We start from the raw sequence: 13848 nt of genomic DNA on the forward strand, positions 1-13848 counted from the left end.
TTCATCTCTCCGCCCTCACCCGTGGGTCGAGGAGTGGGTAGGCGAGGTCCGTGAGGAGGTTCAGCACGATCACCACGAGCGCGATGACCAGGAAGACGCCCTGCATGACCGGATAGTCCTTCGCCTGGATGGCCTGGTAGGTGAGGTCGCCCAGGCCGGGCCAGGAGAAGATGGCCTCGACCGTCACCGCGCCCGCTACGACGAACCCCAGGTTGAGGGTGGCGAGCGTCATCACGGGGAGTACGGCGTTGCGGGTCGCGTGCCGGATGACGCGCCGGGGGACCATGCCGATGGCGCGGGCCGTCCTGACGAAGTCCTCGTCGAGGACCTCCGACAGCGACGCCCGCATGACGACGGCGTACATCCCGAGCAGTCCGAGGGTCAGGGAGAGCACCGGCAGCACCGCGTGCTCGGCAACGTCTACGACGTGCCCGAGCGTCGTGAAGGTGGCCCCGGGGTCGGACCTCTGACCGGTGGGGAACAGTCCGAGGCCCACGGCGAACACCCCGATGAGCGTCATGCCGAGCCAGTACTCGGGCATGGAGTAGAACAGCAGCGAGCCCTGGGTGACGGCCGTGTCGGTCCTCGTGTGCCGGCGGGCCGCGGCGACGACGCCCAGCCAGATGCCGGCCAGGGCGGCGAGGAGGTTGGCGACGCCGACGAGGATCAGGGTGTTGGGCAGGGCCTGCAGCAGGTCGTGGGAGACCGTGTGCCCGGTGCGGAAGCTGGTGCCGAGGTCACCGTGGAACAGCTGTTTGAGGTAGGCCACGAACTGGGTGAACAGGTCCTGGTCGAGTCCTCGTTCGTGGATGAGCCGCCTTCGGGCCTCGGCCGTGATGTTCTTGCGGAGGAGGTCGTTCTTCGGGTCCCCGGCGGCCCGGAACAGGAAGAAGTTGAAGGTGAGCACGGCGAACAGGGTCGTCGCCGCCACGGCGGTCCTCGCCGCCAGATGTCCGAGGCGGTTCATGTGCCCGCCGCGTCGACGGTCCCGTCCGGGTGCACACGGCGAAGCACCGCGAAGAACGCGGAGACGATACGGTCCGCCTCGGCGTCGGTGGTGACGAGCGGCGGCATGATGTTGATGACGCCGTTGTAGTACATCGTGATGATGCCGTACTCGTCCTCGAAGAGCGTGTCGATGACCGACTCCTCGACGAGCGGCGGCCCGCCTCCCTCACTGTCCCCGGTGAGGTGGACGCCCATCATGAGTCCCTCGCCGGAGACATGACTCACGACGGGCAGCTCGCACAGTCCCTGCAGCCGGGCCTTCATCCGCCGTCCCAGGTCCGCGGACCTCTCGACCAGGCCGTCCTTCTCGATGACGTCGATGTTGGCGAGGGCGACCGCGCAGGCGACGGCATGACCCCCGTACGATCCGCCGCCGTCCGCGCCCTCGACGGCCTCGGCGACCCCCTCTGCGAGGAGGATCGCGGCGAGCGGGGCGTAGCCGCTGGCGATGCCCTTGGCCAGCGTGATGATGTCGGGCCGCACGCCGTAGAGGTTGGCGGCGAACCAGTCCCCGCAGCGGCCGAAGGCGGTGACGACCTCGTCGAGCACGAACAGGATGCCGTGCTCCGCGAGCACCTCGGCCACTCTCGGCCAGTAGTCCCTCGGCAGTTCCGCCATGCCGGGCCCGGTCATCACGGCCTCGGCGAACAGCGCGGCGATGTTCTCGGCGCCGAGTTCGGCGATGGTGCGGCGGAGTTCGGCGACGCAGTACTCCGTGGCGTCGCCGTCGCCCCACAGGGCCCTGTTGCCGGCGTGCGGGGCGACGACCTGGCGGACGTGCTCCAGCATCGGCCCGAGGCCCTGCTCCTCGGTGAACCCCTGGAGCGCGGCACCGGCGTAGCTGCGGCCGTGGAAGCAGCCCTCCAGCGAGAGCACCCAGGTGCGCGACCGCTCGCCGCGGACGGCGTGGTAGAGCCGGGCGTACTTGAACGCCTCGTCGTCCGCCTCGGAGCCGCAACTGGCGAACCGCACCCGGGAGATGTTGTCGGGAGCCTTCTCCACCAGGCGTTCGGCCAGCTCGACGGCGGGTTTGTTGCTGAACATCCCGCCCGTGGAGAAGTGCTCCAGGGAGAGGATCTGCGCCCGCGCCGCCTCGGCGAGTTCGGGGCGGGCGTGACCCACGTGCGCGAGCCAGGCCCCGGACTGGGCGTCGAGGTACTCGCATCCCTCGCTGTCCCACACGGTGGCTCCCCGGCCGCGCACGATGACCGTGCGCCGCCGGTCCTCGGGGCCCATGCCTGGATGCTGGAGCACCGCGAGATCACGCTCGGCCCAGCTCCCGGTGTCCGCCGTCCCCGGTTCCTCGATGCCCGTGCTCATCACTTCACTCCTTCGATACTGCCGTCGGGGCCGACCCTGGCGAGGACGTCGTACAGGGCGTCGGCGACGGTGTCCGCCTCCTCGGCGGACAGCGTCAACGGCGGTGTGATCGCGACGGAGTTCCCCGCACCTCCCGCGATGATCCGGTGCTGTGCGCGCAGGACGTCCACGACGGCCGCGGGGCTCACCCTGGGCGGTGCGAACGTCTCGGCGTCCGCGACGAGTTCGACGCCGATCATCAGGCCCGCGCCGTGGACGTCCCCCACGACGGGGAGTTCGCGCAGCCGCCCGAGCCGGTCGAGGAGCCGGGCCCCCACCCGGGCGGCGTTACCGACGAGGTCCTCCCGCTCGATGATGTCGACGCTCGCGCAGCCGGCGGCGCAGGCCGCGGTGTGTCCGCCGTATGAGCCGCCGGTGTCGGCGTCGGCGAGGACGGCGGCGGTGCGTTCGCCGAACAGGATCGCGGCGAGCGGCAGATATCCGCTGGCGATGCCCTTGGCCATGACCGTCAGATCGGGTGAGAGGTCCGCGAGGTGGGATCCGAACCAGTGTCCGGTGCGGCCGAAGCCGGTCACCACCTCGTCGGCGACGAGGAGGATCCCGTGCTCGGCGAGGATCTCCCGCACCCCGGTCCAGTACGCGGCGGGGAGCGGGATCATTCCGGCGGGTCCCATCACCGGCTCGACGAAGAGGGCGGCGACCCGGTCCGGTCCGATGCGTTCGACGGTCCGGCGAAGGCCGGTGAGGGCGTGGGCCACCAGCTCCGCCTCGGTGGCGGGCCCGCCGAAGCGGCGGACCGGCGCGGGTACCTGGGCGAAGCCCGGCAGGACGGGTCCCCAGCCGCAGTCGTCACCGGCGCCCGCGAGGGCCGTGCCCGCCAGGGTCCGCCCGTGGTAGCCGCCCTGGAGGGAGAGCACCCAGTGCCGTTCGCGGTGCCCGAGGCGGTGGTGGTACTCACGGGCCAGCCGCACAGCCTCGTCGACGGCCTCGGAGCCGCTGCTGAGGAACGTCACCTTGGAGGCCCCGCGCGGGCCGAGGCGTACGATCCGCTCGGCCAGTTCGATCGCCCGGGGGTTGGCGTGGGGGCCGCCGACACCGAAGTGTTCCAGCTGGAGCATCTGGTCGGCGACGGCGTCGGCCACCTCCCGGCGTCCGTGCCCGATCTGACAGAGCCAGGCGCCGCCGTGGGCGTCGAGGTAGTCGACTCCGGTGTCGTCAGTGACCCGGGTGCCCTCGCCGGAGACGATCACGACTCGTTCCCTGACCGAGGGCGGCAGCCAGGGGTGCTGGAGGACGGAGCGGTCCCGGGCCGCCCAGCTCCGTCCGGCCGGGTCCGTGTCCCGGTCCGTCGTCAGTCCGGTTGACGTCGCGATAAGCCATCACCCTCTGTGTGTCTCATGAGCCCGGCCGTACGGCGGACCCGGCTGGTCCGGATCGGGGGCGGGCCACGTCACCGCCGGTGGGGTCATCGCGCGGCCCGGACTCGCGGGCCGGGCCCGTCCTCGAATTCGAGAGGTTCGGTCGACTCCCGTCGGCGCCTGCGCACGGCCAGCCCGCCGGCGACCAGCAGCAGGAACCCGCCCGCGCTCACGGTCAGCAGCAGCCCGCGCTTCTCGGGCCGCGCGCTCGCGGCGGGGACGATGTGCTGCAGTTGCGACCAGGCCACGAAGTAGGGCTGGCCGAGGACCGGCTCGTAACCCTTCCAGGTGTCGTTGCGGGTCAGCACGATGATGTTCTGGTGGACCAGGGGGATGTAGGGGCCGTCCGCGAGCGCCATACGGTCGGCGGCGCGCAGCAGGTTCACGCGTTCCGCCCGGTCCACCTCGGTGAGGGCGGCGTCCGCCAGTCTGTCGAAACGGGGGTCGCACCAGTACGAGTCGGTGGTCGGTGAGTGGCAGTTCAGCAGGTCCAGCAGTCCGTCCGGGGTGGTGGGGTCGCCCAGTTCGTTCCACATGAACGCGTCGTAGGCGGGCTGGAACCGCTCGTCGTCGGAGGATGTCGCGTAGATGTCCTCCTGGAGCCGGTCGGTGGTGACGTACTGCAGTTTGATCCTGATGCCGACGTCGCCCGCCCAGGCCACGATCCGCTGGGCGGCGTTCTGGTCCTCCGCCGACTCCGAGCGGACGGACAGGGTGAACTCGGCCGTGACGCCGTCGCGCCGGCAGGTTCCGCCGCGCGGGCAGGTCCATCCGCCGTCGGCCAGGACGCGTCGGGCCCGGTCCGGATCGAACCGGTACCCCACCTCGGGGTCCGAGGACCAGTCGGTCCACAAGCCGTAGGGCTTGTAGTAGGGCGGTATGAACGACACCCCCGGCCCGCCGACGCCCCGGTAGGCGGTGGCGAGGAGGTTCGGGCGGTCGATGGCCCACTTGAGGGCGTCGCGGATCGCCGGGTCCTGGACCACTTTCCAGTCGACGTGCGAACCCGGCGCCTTGCAGGTGTCGTTGCCCTGCGGAGGGCAGGAGTTGAAGACCAGGACGTTGTTCAGGGGGGACGGGGCGTTCCACACCTTGACGCCGTCCTGGCCGCGCAGCATCCCGACCCACTTCGACTCGCCCTCCACCATCGCGTCCAGGCTTCCGGCCCGCAGGTCGCGCAGCTGCGACTCCTTGTCGCCGTACTTGATGAGGAGGATGCGTCTGATGTGGCCTCTCGGGCCGTAGAAGTACGGGTTCGGCTCCAGGACCGTCGTGCCGTTGCCGTCGAGACGGGTGATCGTGAACGGGCCCGAACCGACCACGGAGCAGCACGGGTCGTAGGTGGCCAGCTTGTCCTTAGGTACTTTCTCCCAGATGTGCCGGGGGACGATGTACACGAAGGCGGACGGGATGCGGGCGTCGGGCCGCTTCATGTCGATCCGCACGGTGTGGGCGTCGACGGCGACGGCCCGGTCGACGTTCGTCAGGTAGCGGCTGAAGAGGATCGACTCGGGTCCCACCTCGTTCCACGAGTAGAGCACGTCCTGGACGGTCAGCGGCCGGCCGTCGGACCATCTGACGCCCCGGCGCAGATGGAACGTGTAGTGCCTGCCGTCCTTGGAGACCTCGTAGGCCGTGGCCAGCGAGTGCGCGAAGTCCGGTGCGCCGTGCCGATCCATGCTCAGGAGCGTCTCGAAGACCTCCGTCATGATGAACCCGGGCCCGCCGAACTGGTCGGAGAACGGGTTGGCGTCGAAGTCGTAGTCGGTGCTGATGCGCCAGTCCCGGTCCGGTTCCGGGCCCGTGGCGGCGGTCGCCGGGCCCGTCGTCCCCACCACGAACACGCCGGCCAGGGCCAGCAGAAGGGCGAGGAGTGGGCGAGCCGGAGCGGCTCCGGGCGCATGACACCGTGTGACCATCGGAATCCCGTCGCTTTCTGCTCCGAACGTTCCGTCACCGGCCGGGAAGGCCGTCCATGGTCACCGTAGGAGAGGCTCCGCCCGCCGACTTGTCGTCGTGCGCCGTGGTGTTGTTCCCGGGCGAACTACGGCTCGGGGAACGGGCGTGGAAGGCGTTCCGTCGTGCGGCGGCACATGGGCGAGCCCCCGCCGGGCGCCTCTCGGAAGTCCCGAGGGGCCCCGACCCGCCGGACTTCGGCCGATCCGGGGCCCTGCGGGACGGGTGTTCACGCTCGGTACGACGATGGGCAGCCGTGCACCGGGCTTCAGCAGCGGCCCGGCGCCGTCACGCAGGGAAGGCGGAACGGGCCAGTGCCCCGAAGTCCATGACGTGGGCGGTGCCGTTGACGCCGCGCGCCAGGTCGGACACGAGGTAGCAGATGGCCGACGCGATCTCCTCGGTGCGGTGCACGGGGTAGGGCTGGCCCTCGAAGCCCGCCTCGGTCAGACCGAGGTCGGTACGGGACATCGGGGTGTCTACGATGCTGGGGGCCACGCAGTTGACCCGTACGCCGTCGGGTTCGAGGTCGGTGGCGAGGGCCTTGGCGAGCATCAGGACGCCGCCCTTGGAAGCGCAGTACGGCACCATGCCGGGCGCGGCCACGAAGCCGGAGTCCGAGGCGACGAAGACGATCGCGCCGCCGCCCCGGACGCGCATGGCGGCCGAGGCGTGCTTCGCCAGCAGGAACTGGCCGGTGAGGTTGACCTCGATCGTCCGCGAGAACTCCGCCTGGGTGATGTCCGCCGGTGACCTGCCCATCGGGCCGGAGACGCCCGCGCAGCCCACGGCGATGTCGAGTCCGCCGCAGCCGCGCACCGCGTCGGCGACGGACTCCTCGTCGGTGACGTCTCCGGTGTGCCAGCGCATGCCGTCCGGGAGGTCCGCCGGGGGTGGTGTCCGGTCGAGCACGGTCACGGTGACGCCCTCGGCGAGGAGAGCGCCGACGGTGGCCCGGCCGATGCCGCTGCCCCCGCCGGTGACCAGGGCCGTACGGCCCTTGAGGTGGAGGTCCACTGTCAGTCCTCGTTCTGACGGGGGGTGAGGGTGAAGTCGAAGGGCACGGCTCCGGGGTCGACCATCGTGGTGCCGCCGTCCACGGTGAGGGTGGTGCCGTTGACGTACGACGACCCGGGGCCGAGCAGCCAGAGCACGGCGTCGGCGATCTCCTCCGCCAGAGCCGGGCGGCGCTGCGGAACGAGGGCCGTGACGGCCTCGTACGACGCGTCGATGCCCAGGCCGAGCGGTTCGCCGAACTCGCGCATCTCCTGGTCGGCCATCTCCGTACGGGTCCAGCCCGGACAGACGGTGTTCGCGCGCACGCCGAGCGGCCCGAACTCGGTGGCGATCGACGCGGTCAGCATCGCCGCGCCCGCCTTGGAAGCGGCGTACGCGGCCATGCCGGACGGGGCGCGCAGCCCCGCTATGGAACCGACCGTGACGAACGCGCCCCGGGAGCGGGTGAGTTCGGGGAGGGCTGCGCGGGCGAGGAGGAACACGGAGGTGAGGTTGGTGCGCAGGGTGGCGTCCCAGTCCTCGTCGGAGAGGTCGGCCACCCCGCCGGGGCGCATGACGCCGGCGTTCGCGACGACCCCGTCGAGCCGGCCGTGCTCCCGTACGACGGCGGCGACCAGGTCCTCGACGTCACCGCGCACGGTGACGTCGGCGACGTGCGCGGTGCCGCCGCAGCCGTCCGCCACCTTGACGAGCGCGTCGCGCCGCCGTCCGCAGACGGCGACGCGGGCTCCGGCGGCCCCCGCCCGGTGGGCGACGGCGGCACCGATGCCGCTGCTCGCCCCCGCGACCAGGTACACCGGTGCGGATCGCGCGGTCACGAGGCCGACACCGTGCGGGCCCTGGCGGCGAACCCGCCGACGACGGCGACCACGACCAGTCCTATGGCGGCGTAGGCAGCGTAGATCGACGGTGCGGGCACCTTGTAGACGGCGCCGAAGAGCGCGCCTCCGGTGATCACCAGGCCGACGACGGTGGCGATCCACGTCCGGGCCGGGCTCGCATGCCCCTTGAGTCCGCGCGGTGCGCCGAGGCACATGGCGAGGTAGATCGCGGCGAGGCAGAAGATACCGAAGGCGGACAGCCAGGCGTACCAGCCGAAGTAGTCGGGCAGGCCCGGGACCGCCACGCTCTTGGGGAAGGCCTGACTGACCAGGACGACCAGCAGGTAGACGACGGCCACGACCGCCGTGCCGCCGACGGGGGTGCCCCGGCGCGCGCTGACCCGGGTGAGAGGCTTGGGCAGCCAGCCGTCGCGGGCCATGGTCAGCACGCCGCGGGTGACAGCGACCGAGACGCCGATGTACACGGCCAGCATGTCGAGCAGGATGACCAGTTCGACCAGGCGTGCGACCCAGGTGGTGCCGAAGGCGCCCGGCGAGGCGAGGGCGACGAGCGGGGCCCCGGCGTTCTCGGCCACCGCGTCCACGCTGAAGTGGAATCCGGCGATCTGGGCGTAGCAGCCGAGCAGGAAGAACACGGCGGAGGCGACCAGGGAGATCATGACGGCCCGGGGGATCGACCGCTTCGGGTCGGCGGTCTCCTCGGCGAGGTTGGCGGCGGACTCGAAGCCGGTGAAGAGCAGCACACCGTAGATGACGGAGAAGGCGATACCGCTCCAGCCCTGTGCGGAGCTGGACGGTTTGAAGGCGGTGATGCTGTTGTCTCCGCCGACCTTGACGATCAGGTACACGAAGAACACCGCCAGGACTCCCATGGAGATCAGCGCGAGGGCCAGCTGGACCTTCACGGAGATCTGGACGCCGATGTGCACGATGGCGGTCACCAGGGCCAGGCAGGCCAGTTGCCAGACCCATACCGGTACGGCGTCGAAGCCGAACTCGGCCTTGAGGTCGTCGTACACGGTGCCGCCGATGAGGACGGCGATGCCAGCGCCGAGGACGAGGACACCGGCGTAGTAGACGTAGCCGGCGGCCCCGCCAAGGCGGGCGCCGAGCCCCTCGGTGACGTAGTTGTACAGGGAACCGGCGGCCCGGATGCGGCGGGCGTAGGTGGCGACGATCCAGCCGATGGCGAGCATGCCGACCGTGCCGATCAGCACGGAGAGCGGGGCGGCGGCGCCGGCGCCGTTGCCGGTCGCTGTGGTGATGCCGACCAGCATCGGGAGCAGGACGGAGACGGAGAACACGGGGCCCATGAATCCGACGGACTGGGCCACCACATCGGTGAGGGACAGCTTGCCGGGGGGCGCGGGCGCCAGGGATCCGGTGCTGGGTGGTGCGCTCTGGTGCGACATGGATCGCTCCATCCGGGAAGGCGCGCCTGCACGGGCTGCGATGCGCGGGACAGGAAGGCGGGGCCAGACGGCCAAGCACTCGTTTGGGTCCGTACAATATGGATACCGGGGCCCGCCGACAAGGGGTCGGGAACGGAGTTCGGCAAATCCGCGACGAGCTTGCCCCATGGGCCACACGACCCTATGGTTTGGACCCGAACAACTTTGCCCGGCGCGGCGGTCCGGCCCCTCATGGCAGAGGAACGCCGGGGCCCGGCACGGACCCGCCCCCGCTCGACACGAGAGCGCGACCGGGAAGAGGAAGCGACCCCACCGGCCCGCCGACTTCGGGCGCCGGGCGACCGGAAGGAAGGATCCGACCTTGCGGGCCCTTGTCCTGCGCCACGACCACGCATCACTGTCCGGGCCCGTGGGCGACCGCCTGGCCCAGCACGGCTTCGCGCTCGACGAACGCACCGTCGTACCCGTGGAGCGGCAGGACGACCCCGCCGTCGAGTTCTCCTTCCCGGCACCCGGGGATTACGACCTGGTCCTGGCCCTCGGCGCACCATGGTCCGTCTATGACAGATCGGCCGTCGGACCATGGATCGACGGCGAACTGGACCTGTTGCGTCGGGCCCACGCGGCGGACCTGCCCGTTCTCGCGATCTGCTTCGGGGCGCAGGCCCTGGCCACCGCCCTGGGCGGGAGTGTCGAGCGCGCGCCGCGCCCGGAGATCGGCTGGATGACCGTCCGGTCGGACGCTCCGGACCTGATCCCGGAGGGGCCGTGGTTCCAGTGGCATTTCGACCGCTTCACCGTCCCGCCGGGCGCCTTGGAACTCGCCCGCAGTCCGGTCGGCCCCCAGGCGTTCCGGATCGGGCGCTCGCTCGGCGTGCAGTTCCACCCCGAACTCACCGAGGAGACCCTGAGCCAGTGGCTCGACCTCGGCGGAGCGCGCCAGGCCGAGGAGCACGGCAGCGATCCCGACCGACTCCTCGGGGAAACCCGCGCGCGCCGCGAGGAGGCCCGGCAGCGGGCCTACGGGCTGGTGGACGGGTTCCTGCGCATGACGCTCCGCGGCCGTCGCGGACGCCCGGCCGAGCCCACCCAGACGTGAGTGCCCCGACACCCGGGGCGCTCCGACACCCCCCACCCGGAGGAGACGACACGATGAACAGGAAGACCACCCTCGTAGCCGGCCTCGCCGCCGCCACGCTCACGCTCGGCGGCACGGCGTTCGCCACCCAGGGTTCGACGTCCGCGCACCACCACGGCAAGGCCGCGAAGGCAAAGTCGACGACCGAGCGCAACAAGCGGACGGCACTGGCCTTCATCGACCTGGCGTTCAACAAGAAGAAGCCCCAGCGGGCCGCCGACCGCTACATCGGCGCCACGTACACACAGCACAACCCGAACTTCGCCGACGGCAAGGCGGCGTTCGTCTCCGCCGTCACGGACTACACGAAGCAGTTCCCGCAGCTCAACGAGGACGTGAAGCGGGTCTCCGCCGAGGGCGACCTGGTCTACGTCCACACGCACGAGACCACGACGCCGACCGACCTCGGCAGCGCGGTCGTGGACATCTTCCGGTTCAAGGACGGCAAGATCGTCGAGCACTGGGACGTCACCCAGGCCGTGCCGGAGACCTCGGCCAACGACAACACCATGTTCTGAGCCATCGACGACACCATGTCCCGACCGGACCACCCGGTCGGCGCGGCGCGTCGGCGGATCCACTCCCCCGGCGCGCCGCATGGTTGCGGGCACAGCACCGCAACCATATTGTTTGACTTCAAACGACATCTGGATGAACCGGAGGCCCCCGGTGTCCGACCGCACATCCCCCTCTGCCGCCGACCGGATCTCGCATCTCGCGGCCGAGCTCGCCGGTCGGGACATCGACCTGGTCCGTGTGCTCTGGAGCGACCTGCACGGCGTCGCGCGCGGCAAGGAGATCCCCACCGACGAGCTCACCCGGTTCGCCGACCACGGCGTCGCCTTCTGCCAGGCCCTCATGGTCACCGACCTGGCGGGCAACCCGCTGCACGTACCCGAGTCCGCGAGCAGCGGCTGGCCCGACGCGGACGCCCGCATCGACCCGGACACCCTGGCCGTACCCGGCTACGCGCCGGGAATCGCGTACCTGCTCGCCGAGGTGACCGACCCGGCCGCGCAGGGGGCTCCGCTGCGCTTCGACCCGCGCTCGCTGCTGCGCGGCCAGATCGACCGCCTGACGGCACGCGGGCTGCACCCGGTGGCCGCTCCGGAGCTGGAGTTCTACCTCCTGCGGGCGGATCCCGAGGCACCGCACGGCTGGCGCAGGTACCTGGAGCGGGACACCGCGGGCTATGTCGTCGGCACCGCCTACGACCCGGACGACATGCTTCCGCTGCTCATCCGGGAGTGTCGCGCCCTCGGCCTCGGAGTCCAGGCCGGCATCCAGGAGTTCAGCGGCGGACAGTACGAGATCAACCAGTCGCACGGCCCGGCGCTGGACGCCGCTGACCGGGCCTTCCTGTTCAAGTACGCGGTGAAGGAGATCGCCGCCCGCCACGGGATGCGCGCCACCTTCATGGGCAAGCCCTTCGCCGACCGCTCGGGCAGCGGCCACCACGTCCATCTGTCCCTCACCGACGGACAGGAACGCAATCTGTTCGCCGACGACAGCACCGAGGACGGACTGTCAGCGCTCGCCAGGTCCTTCCTGGCCGGGGTGCTGGAACACGCACCGGCGCTCATGGCGGTGCTCAACCCGACCGTCAACGCCTACAAACGCCTGGCCGCCGCCGGTTCGCTCGCGCCCACCGCGGCCAACTGGGGCTACGACAACCGGCTCGCCTACGCCAGGATCCCGCCCGAACGCGGTGCCGGCACCCGGATCGAGGTCCGCATCGGGGACGGTGCGGGCAACCCCTACCTGACGATCGCGGCCCTGCTGGCGGCCGGCCTCGACGGCGTCGAACGCGATCTCCTGCCACCGCCGCCCATCACCGGAGACCGCGGCGACGACGGGGCCCCGCTGCCGTCCTCGTTCCGCGAGGCACTGTCGGCCCTGAACCAGGACAAGGCGCTGGGCGAGGCACTGGGCGAGCGGTTCGTCCAGGTGTTCACGGAGTTGAAGCGCATGGAGATCGCCCGCTTCGAACAGGCCGTCACCGACTGGGAGTTCCACGAGTACTCCTGGATGCTCTGACACGCGGGACCGTCCCCGGACGCTCACGAACGGAGAACGTACGACCATGACCACCTCTCCCCGCATGCAACTGGTGCTCAGCGAGAACTGGACGATGACCGGCGGCCGGGCCGACCTTCCGCTGCTGGTGCGCTGGGCGCGCGAGGCCGAGGACGCGGGCTTCGACTCGGTGATGATCAGTGAGCACATCGTCCTCGGCCCGGACGCCGGCGCGAACGGCGTCATGGGCAACCCCCGGGACTACGCCCTGCCCGGGAACCAGGACCCGTTCACTCCTTGGCCCAACTCCCTGATGCTGCTGAGCGCCATCGCCGCCGTCACCGAACGGCTGCGCCTCGCGGCCTCGGCCGTCATCGCACCGCTGCGTCACCCGCTGCTGCTGGCCCGCGAACTCGGCACCCTGGACCTGCTGTCGGAGGGACGCCTGATGGTGCTGCCCAACGTCAGCTGGAGCCGTGACGAGTACACCGCCCTGGGCGTGCCCTTCGCCAGGCGGGGCAGGCTCCTGGACGAGCACCTGGAGATCTGGGCCAGGCTGTGGGGCCCCTCCCCGGTGTCGTACCAGGGTGAGCACCACGCGTTCGAGGACATCTACTTCGAGCCCAAGGCACACCGGCCGGACGGGCCTCGCCTGTGCTTCGGCGGCGCGGGCATGCACGACGCCATGGTCCGCCGCATCGTCCGGTACGGTCACGCCTTCAACCCGCTCGGCCGCCCCACCGCGGAGGAGATGGACAAGCTGGCCCTGGCCATGAAGGCCGCCGGCCGGGACCTCTCCGAGCTGGAGCTGATCGGCGGCACCCGGGCGGTCTTCCCCGACGACAGCTCGTGCGCGGACCTGGCCCGGGCCCTGGAGTCCGTTCCCGAGCAGATGGCACAGGGCTTCACCACCTTCTGTGTGAAGCCGTCCCAGTTCACCGACGACCCTCACGCGGTCGGGGCCTTCTGCCGTGAGGTCATGCGCCGGGTGTCCGACCTGGGCTGACCCGTGGCGAGCGGCCGACCCGCCTCGGCAGTGCCTTCGCACCATCCGATTCCGAACAAACCGTTCTCCGGCCCGGAAGGGCAGCCTGGACGCGCGGGAGGACACAGGAGGGGCCGTGCCCGGACACCGATCGATCACCGAAGCCGAGCGGCTCGCGTCGGCCAGGCTCGGCGGGTTTCCGATCCGGCGCGAGCAGATGGCGGCCGTGGCCAACATCCACCGTGCCGCTCACGCCGTGCGGCAGCACCTGGAGAACTCGGTGCTGCGCGGCTCGGACCTGACCTGGACGGCGTTCGTCGTGCTCTGGGTGATCTGGATCTGGGGCGAGTCCGAGACCCGGAGCGTCGCCGAGGAAGCGGGGATCTCCAAGAGCACGCTCACCGGAGTGGCCCGGACCCTGGAGAGCCGCGGGCTCCTCCAGCGGGCCGACCACCCGGGCGACGGCCGTCTGGTGCTGCTGCGCCTCACCGACAGGGGCGCGGAGGTGATGCGGCGGGTCTTCCCGGAGTTCAACGCGGAAGAAGCCTTCGTCACAGAGCAGTTGAGTGACGCCGAGTGCCGCGGCCTCGCTGATTCGCTGCGCCGCGTGGTGCTCCAGGTCGAGGAGAACGGTGGGGAGCGACGCCACTCCCTGCTCGACGGCGCCGATCCCGCGCCCCGGCGGAGTGGGCGGCGTCCCAAGAGCTGAACGTCGGGTGCGGGCGGCTCCCACGAG

12 protein-coding genes are annotated in these 13848 nt (G+C 71.0%); 5 read left to right on the forward strand and 7 right to left on the reverse strand.

Annotated elements, in window-relative coordinates:
* Position 1 precedes the first annotated feature (1 nt).
* The 7 genes from PYR72_RS03725 to PYR72_RS03755 form a co-directional block, all read right to left on the reverse strand.
* Positions 2-967 (reverse strand): ABC transporter permease, encoded by a 966-nt coding sequence (locus PYR72_RS03725; protein ID WP_275453851.1) that lies wholly within the window; start codon positions 965-967, stop codon positions 2-4.
* Positions 964-2328 carry an aminotransferase class III-fold pyridoxal phosphate-dependent enzyme gene (locus tag PYR72_RS03730; protein WP_275453852.1) on the reverse strand — a complete coding sequence of 455 codons (1365 nt, stop codon included), beginning with the start codon at positions 2326-2328 and terminating at the stop codon, positions 964-966. The genes PYR72_RS03725 and PYR72_RS03730 overlap by 4 nt, the downstream gene beginning before the upstream one ends.
* Positions 2328-3578: an aminotransferase class III-fold pyridoxal phosphate-dependent enzyme gene (locus tag PYR72_RS03735; RefSeq protein ID WP_275453853.1), complete on the reverse strand. Its 1251-nt coding sequence runs from the start codon at positions 3576-3578 to the stop codon at positions 2328-2330. The genes PYR72_RS03730 and PYR72_RS03735 overlap by 1 nt, the downstream gene beginning before the upstream one ends.
* Positions 3579-3793: 215 nt before the next feature.
* Entirely contained in the window at positions 3794-5590 is a 1797-nt protein-coding gene (locus PYR72_RS03740) for an ABC transporter substrate-binding protein (RefSeq protein WP_275453854.1), read from the reverse strand.
* A gap of 400 nt (positions 5591-5990) precedes the next feature.
* The gene (locus PYR72_RS03745; RefSeq protein ID WP_275453855.1) at positions 5991-6719 is read right to left on the reverse strand and encodes an SDR family oxidoreductase; all 729 of its coding nucleotides are present in this window, start codon (positions 6717-6719) and stop codon (positions 5991-5993) included.
* Positions 6720-6721: 2 nt separating this feature from the next.
* Positions 6722-7537, reverse strand: a complete 816-nt coding sequence (locus tag PYR72_RS03750; RefSeq protein WP_275453856.1) for an SDR family oxidoreductase — start codon at positions 7535-7537, stop codon at positions 6722-6724.
* Positions 7534-8973 (reverse strand): APC family permease, encoded by a 1440-nt coding sequence (locus tag PYR72_RS03755; RefSeq protein WP_275453857.1) that lies wholly within the window; start codon positions 8971-8973, stop codon positions 7534-7536. The genes PYR72_RS03750 and PYR72_RS03755 overlap by 4 nt, the downstream gene beginning before the upstream one ends.
* A gap of 361 nt (positions 8974-9334) precedes the next feature.
* On the opposite strand from PYR72_RS03755, the gene PYR72_RS03760 reads away from it, so the two are divergent.
* The 5 genes from PYR72_RS03760 (at position 9335) to PYR72_RS03780 (ending at position 13821) form a co-directional block, all read left to right on the forward strand.
* Positions 9335-10072 (forward strand): type 1 glutamine amidotransferase, encoded by a 738-nt coding sequence (locus PYR72_RS03760; RefSeq protein ID WP_275453858.1) that lies wholly within the window; start codon positions 9335-9337, stop codon positions 10070-10072.
* A gap of 53 nt (positions 10073-10125) precedes the next feature.
* Positions 10126-10629 carry a nuclear transport factor 2 family protein gene (locus tag PYR72_RS03765; RefSeq protein ID WP_275453859.1) on the forward strand — a complete coding sequence of 168 codons (504 nt, stop codon included), beginning with the start codon at positions 10126-10128 and terminating at the stop codon, positions 10627-10629.
* A 151-nt stretch (positions 10630-10780) separates the two neighbouring features.
* Positions 10781-12148 (forward strand): glutamine synthetase family protein, encoded by a 1368-nt coding sequence (locus PYR72_RS03770; protein WP_275453860.1) that lies wholly within the window; start codon positions 10781-10783, stop codon positions 12146-12148.
* Positions 12149-12194: 46 nt separating this feature from the next.
* A complete protein-coding gene (locus PYR72_RS03775) occupies positions 12195-13133 on the forward strand; it encodes a TIGR03619 family F420-dependent LLM class oxidoreductase (RefSeq protein ID WP_275453861.1) in 939 nt (312 codons plus the stop codon).
* A gap of 115 nt (positions 13134-13248) precedes the next feature.
* A complete protein-coding gene (locus tag PYR72_RS03780) occupies positions 13249-13821 on the forward strand; it encodes a MarR family transcriptional regulator (protein WP_275453862.1) in 573 nt (190 codons plus the stop codon).
* Positions 13822-13848: the final 27 nt, after the last annotated feature.

This window comes from Streptomyces sp. VNUA24 (assembly GCF_029167005.1).
Lineage (GTDB): Bacteria > Actinomycetota > Actinomycetes > Streptomycetales > Streptomycetaceae > Streptomyces > Streptomyces scabiei.

Coding starts and splice junctions, on each gene's coding strand:
- PYR72_RS03775 (WP_275453861.1), top strand. CDS start 12,195: ATGACCACCTCTCCCCGCATGCAACTGGTGCTCAGCGAGAACTGGACG.
- PYR72_RS03755 (WP_275453857.1), bottom strand. CDS start 8,973: ATGTCGCACCAGAGCGCACCACCCAGCACCGGATCCCTGGCGCCCGCG.
- PYR72_RS03765 (WP_275453859.1), top strand. CDS start 10,126: ATGAACAGGAAGACCACCCTCGTAGCCGGCCTCGCCGCCGCCACGCTC.
- PYR72_RS03725 (WP_275453851.1), bottom strand. CDS start 967: ATGAACCGCCTCGGACATCTGGCGGCGAGGACCGCCGTGGCGGCGACG.
- PYR72_RS03730 (WP_275453852.1), bottom strand. CDS start 2,328: ATGAGCACGGGCATCGAGGAACCGGGGACGGCGGACACCGGGAGCTGG.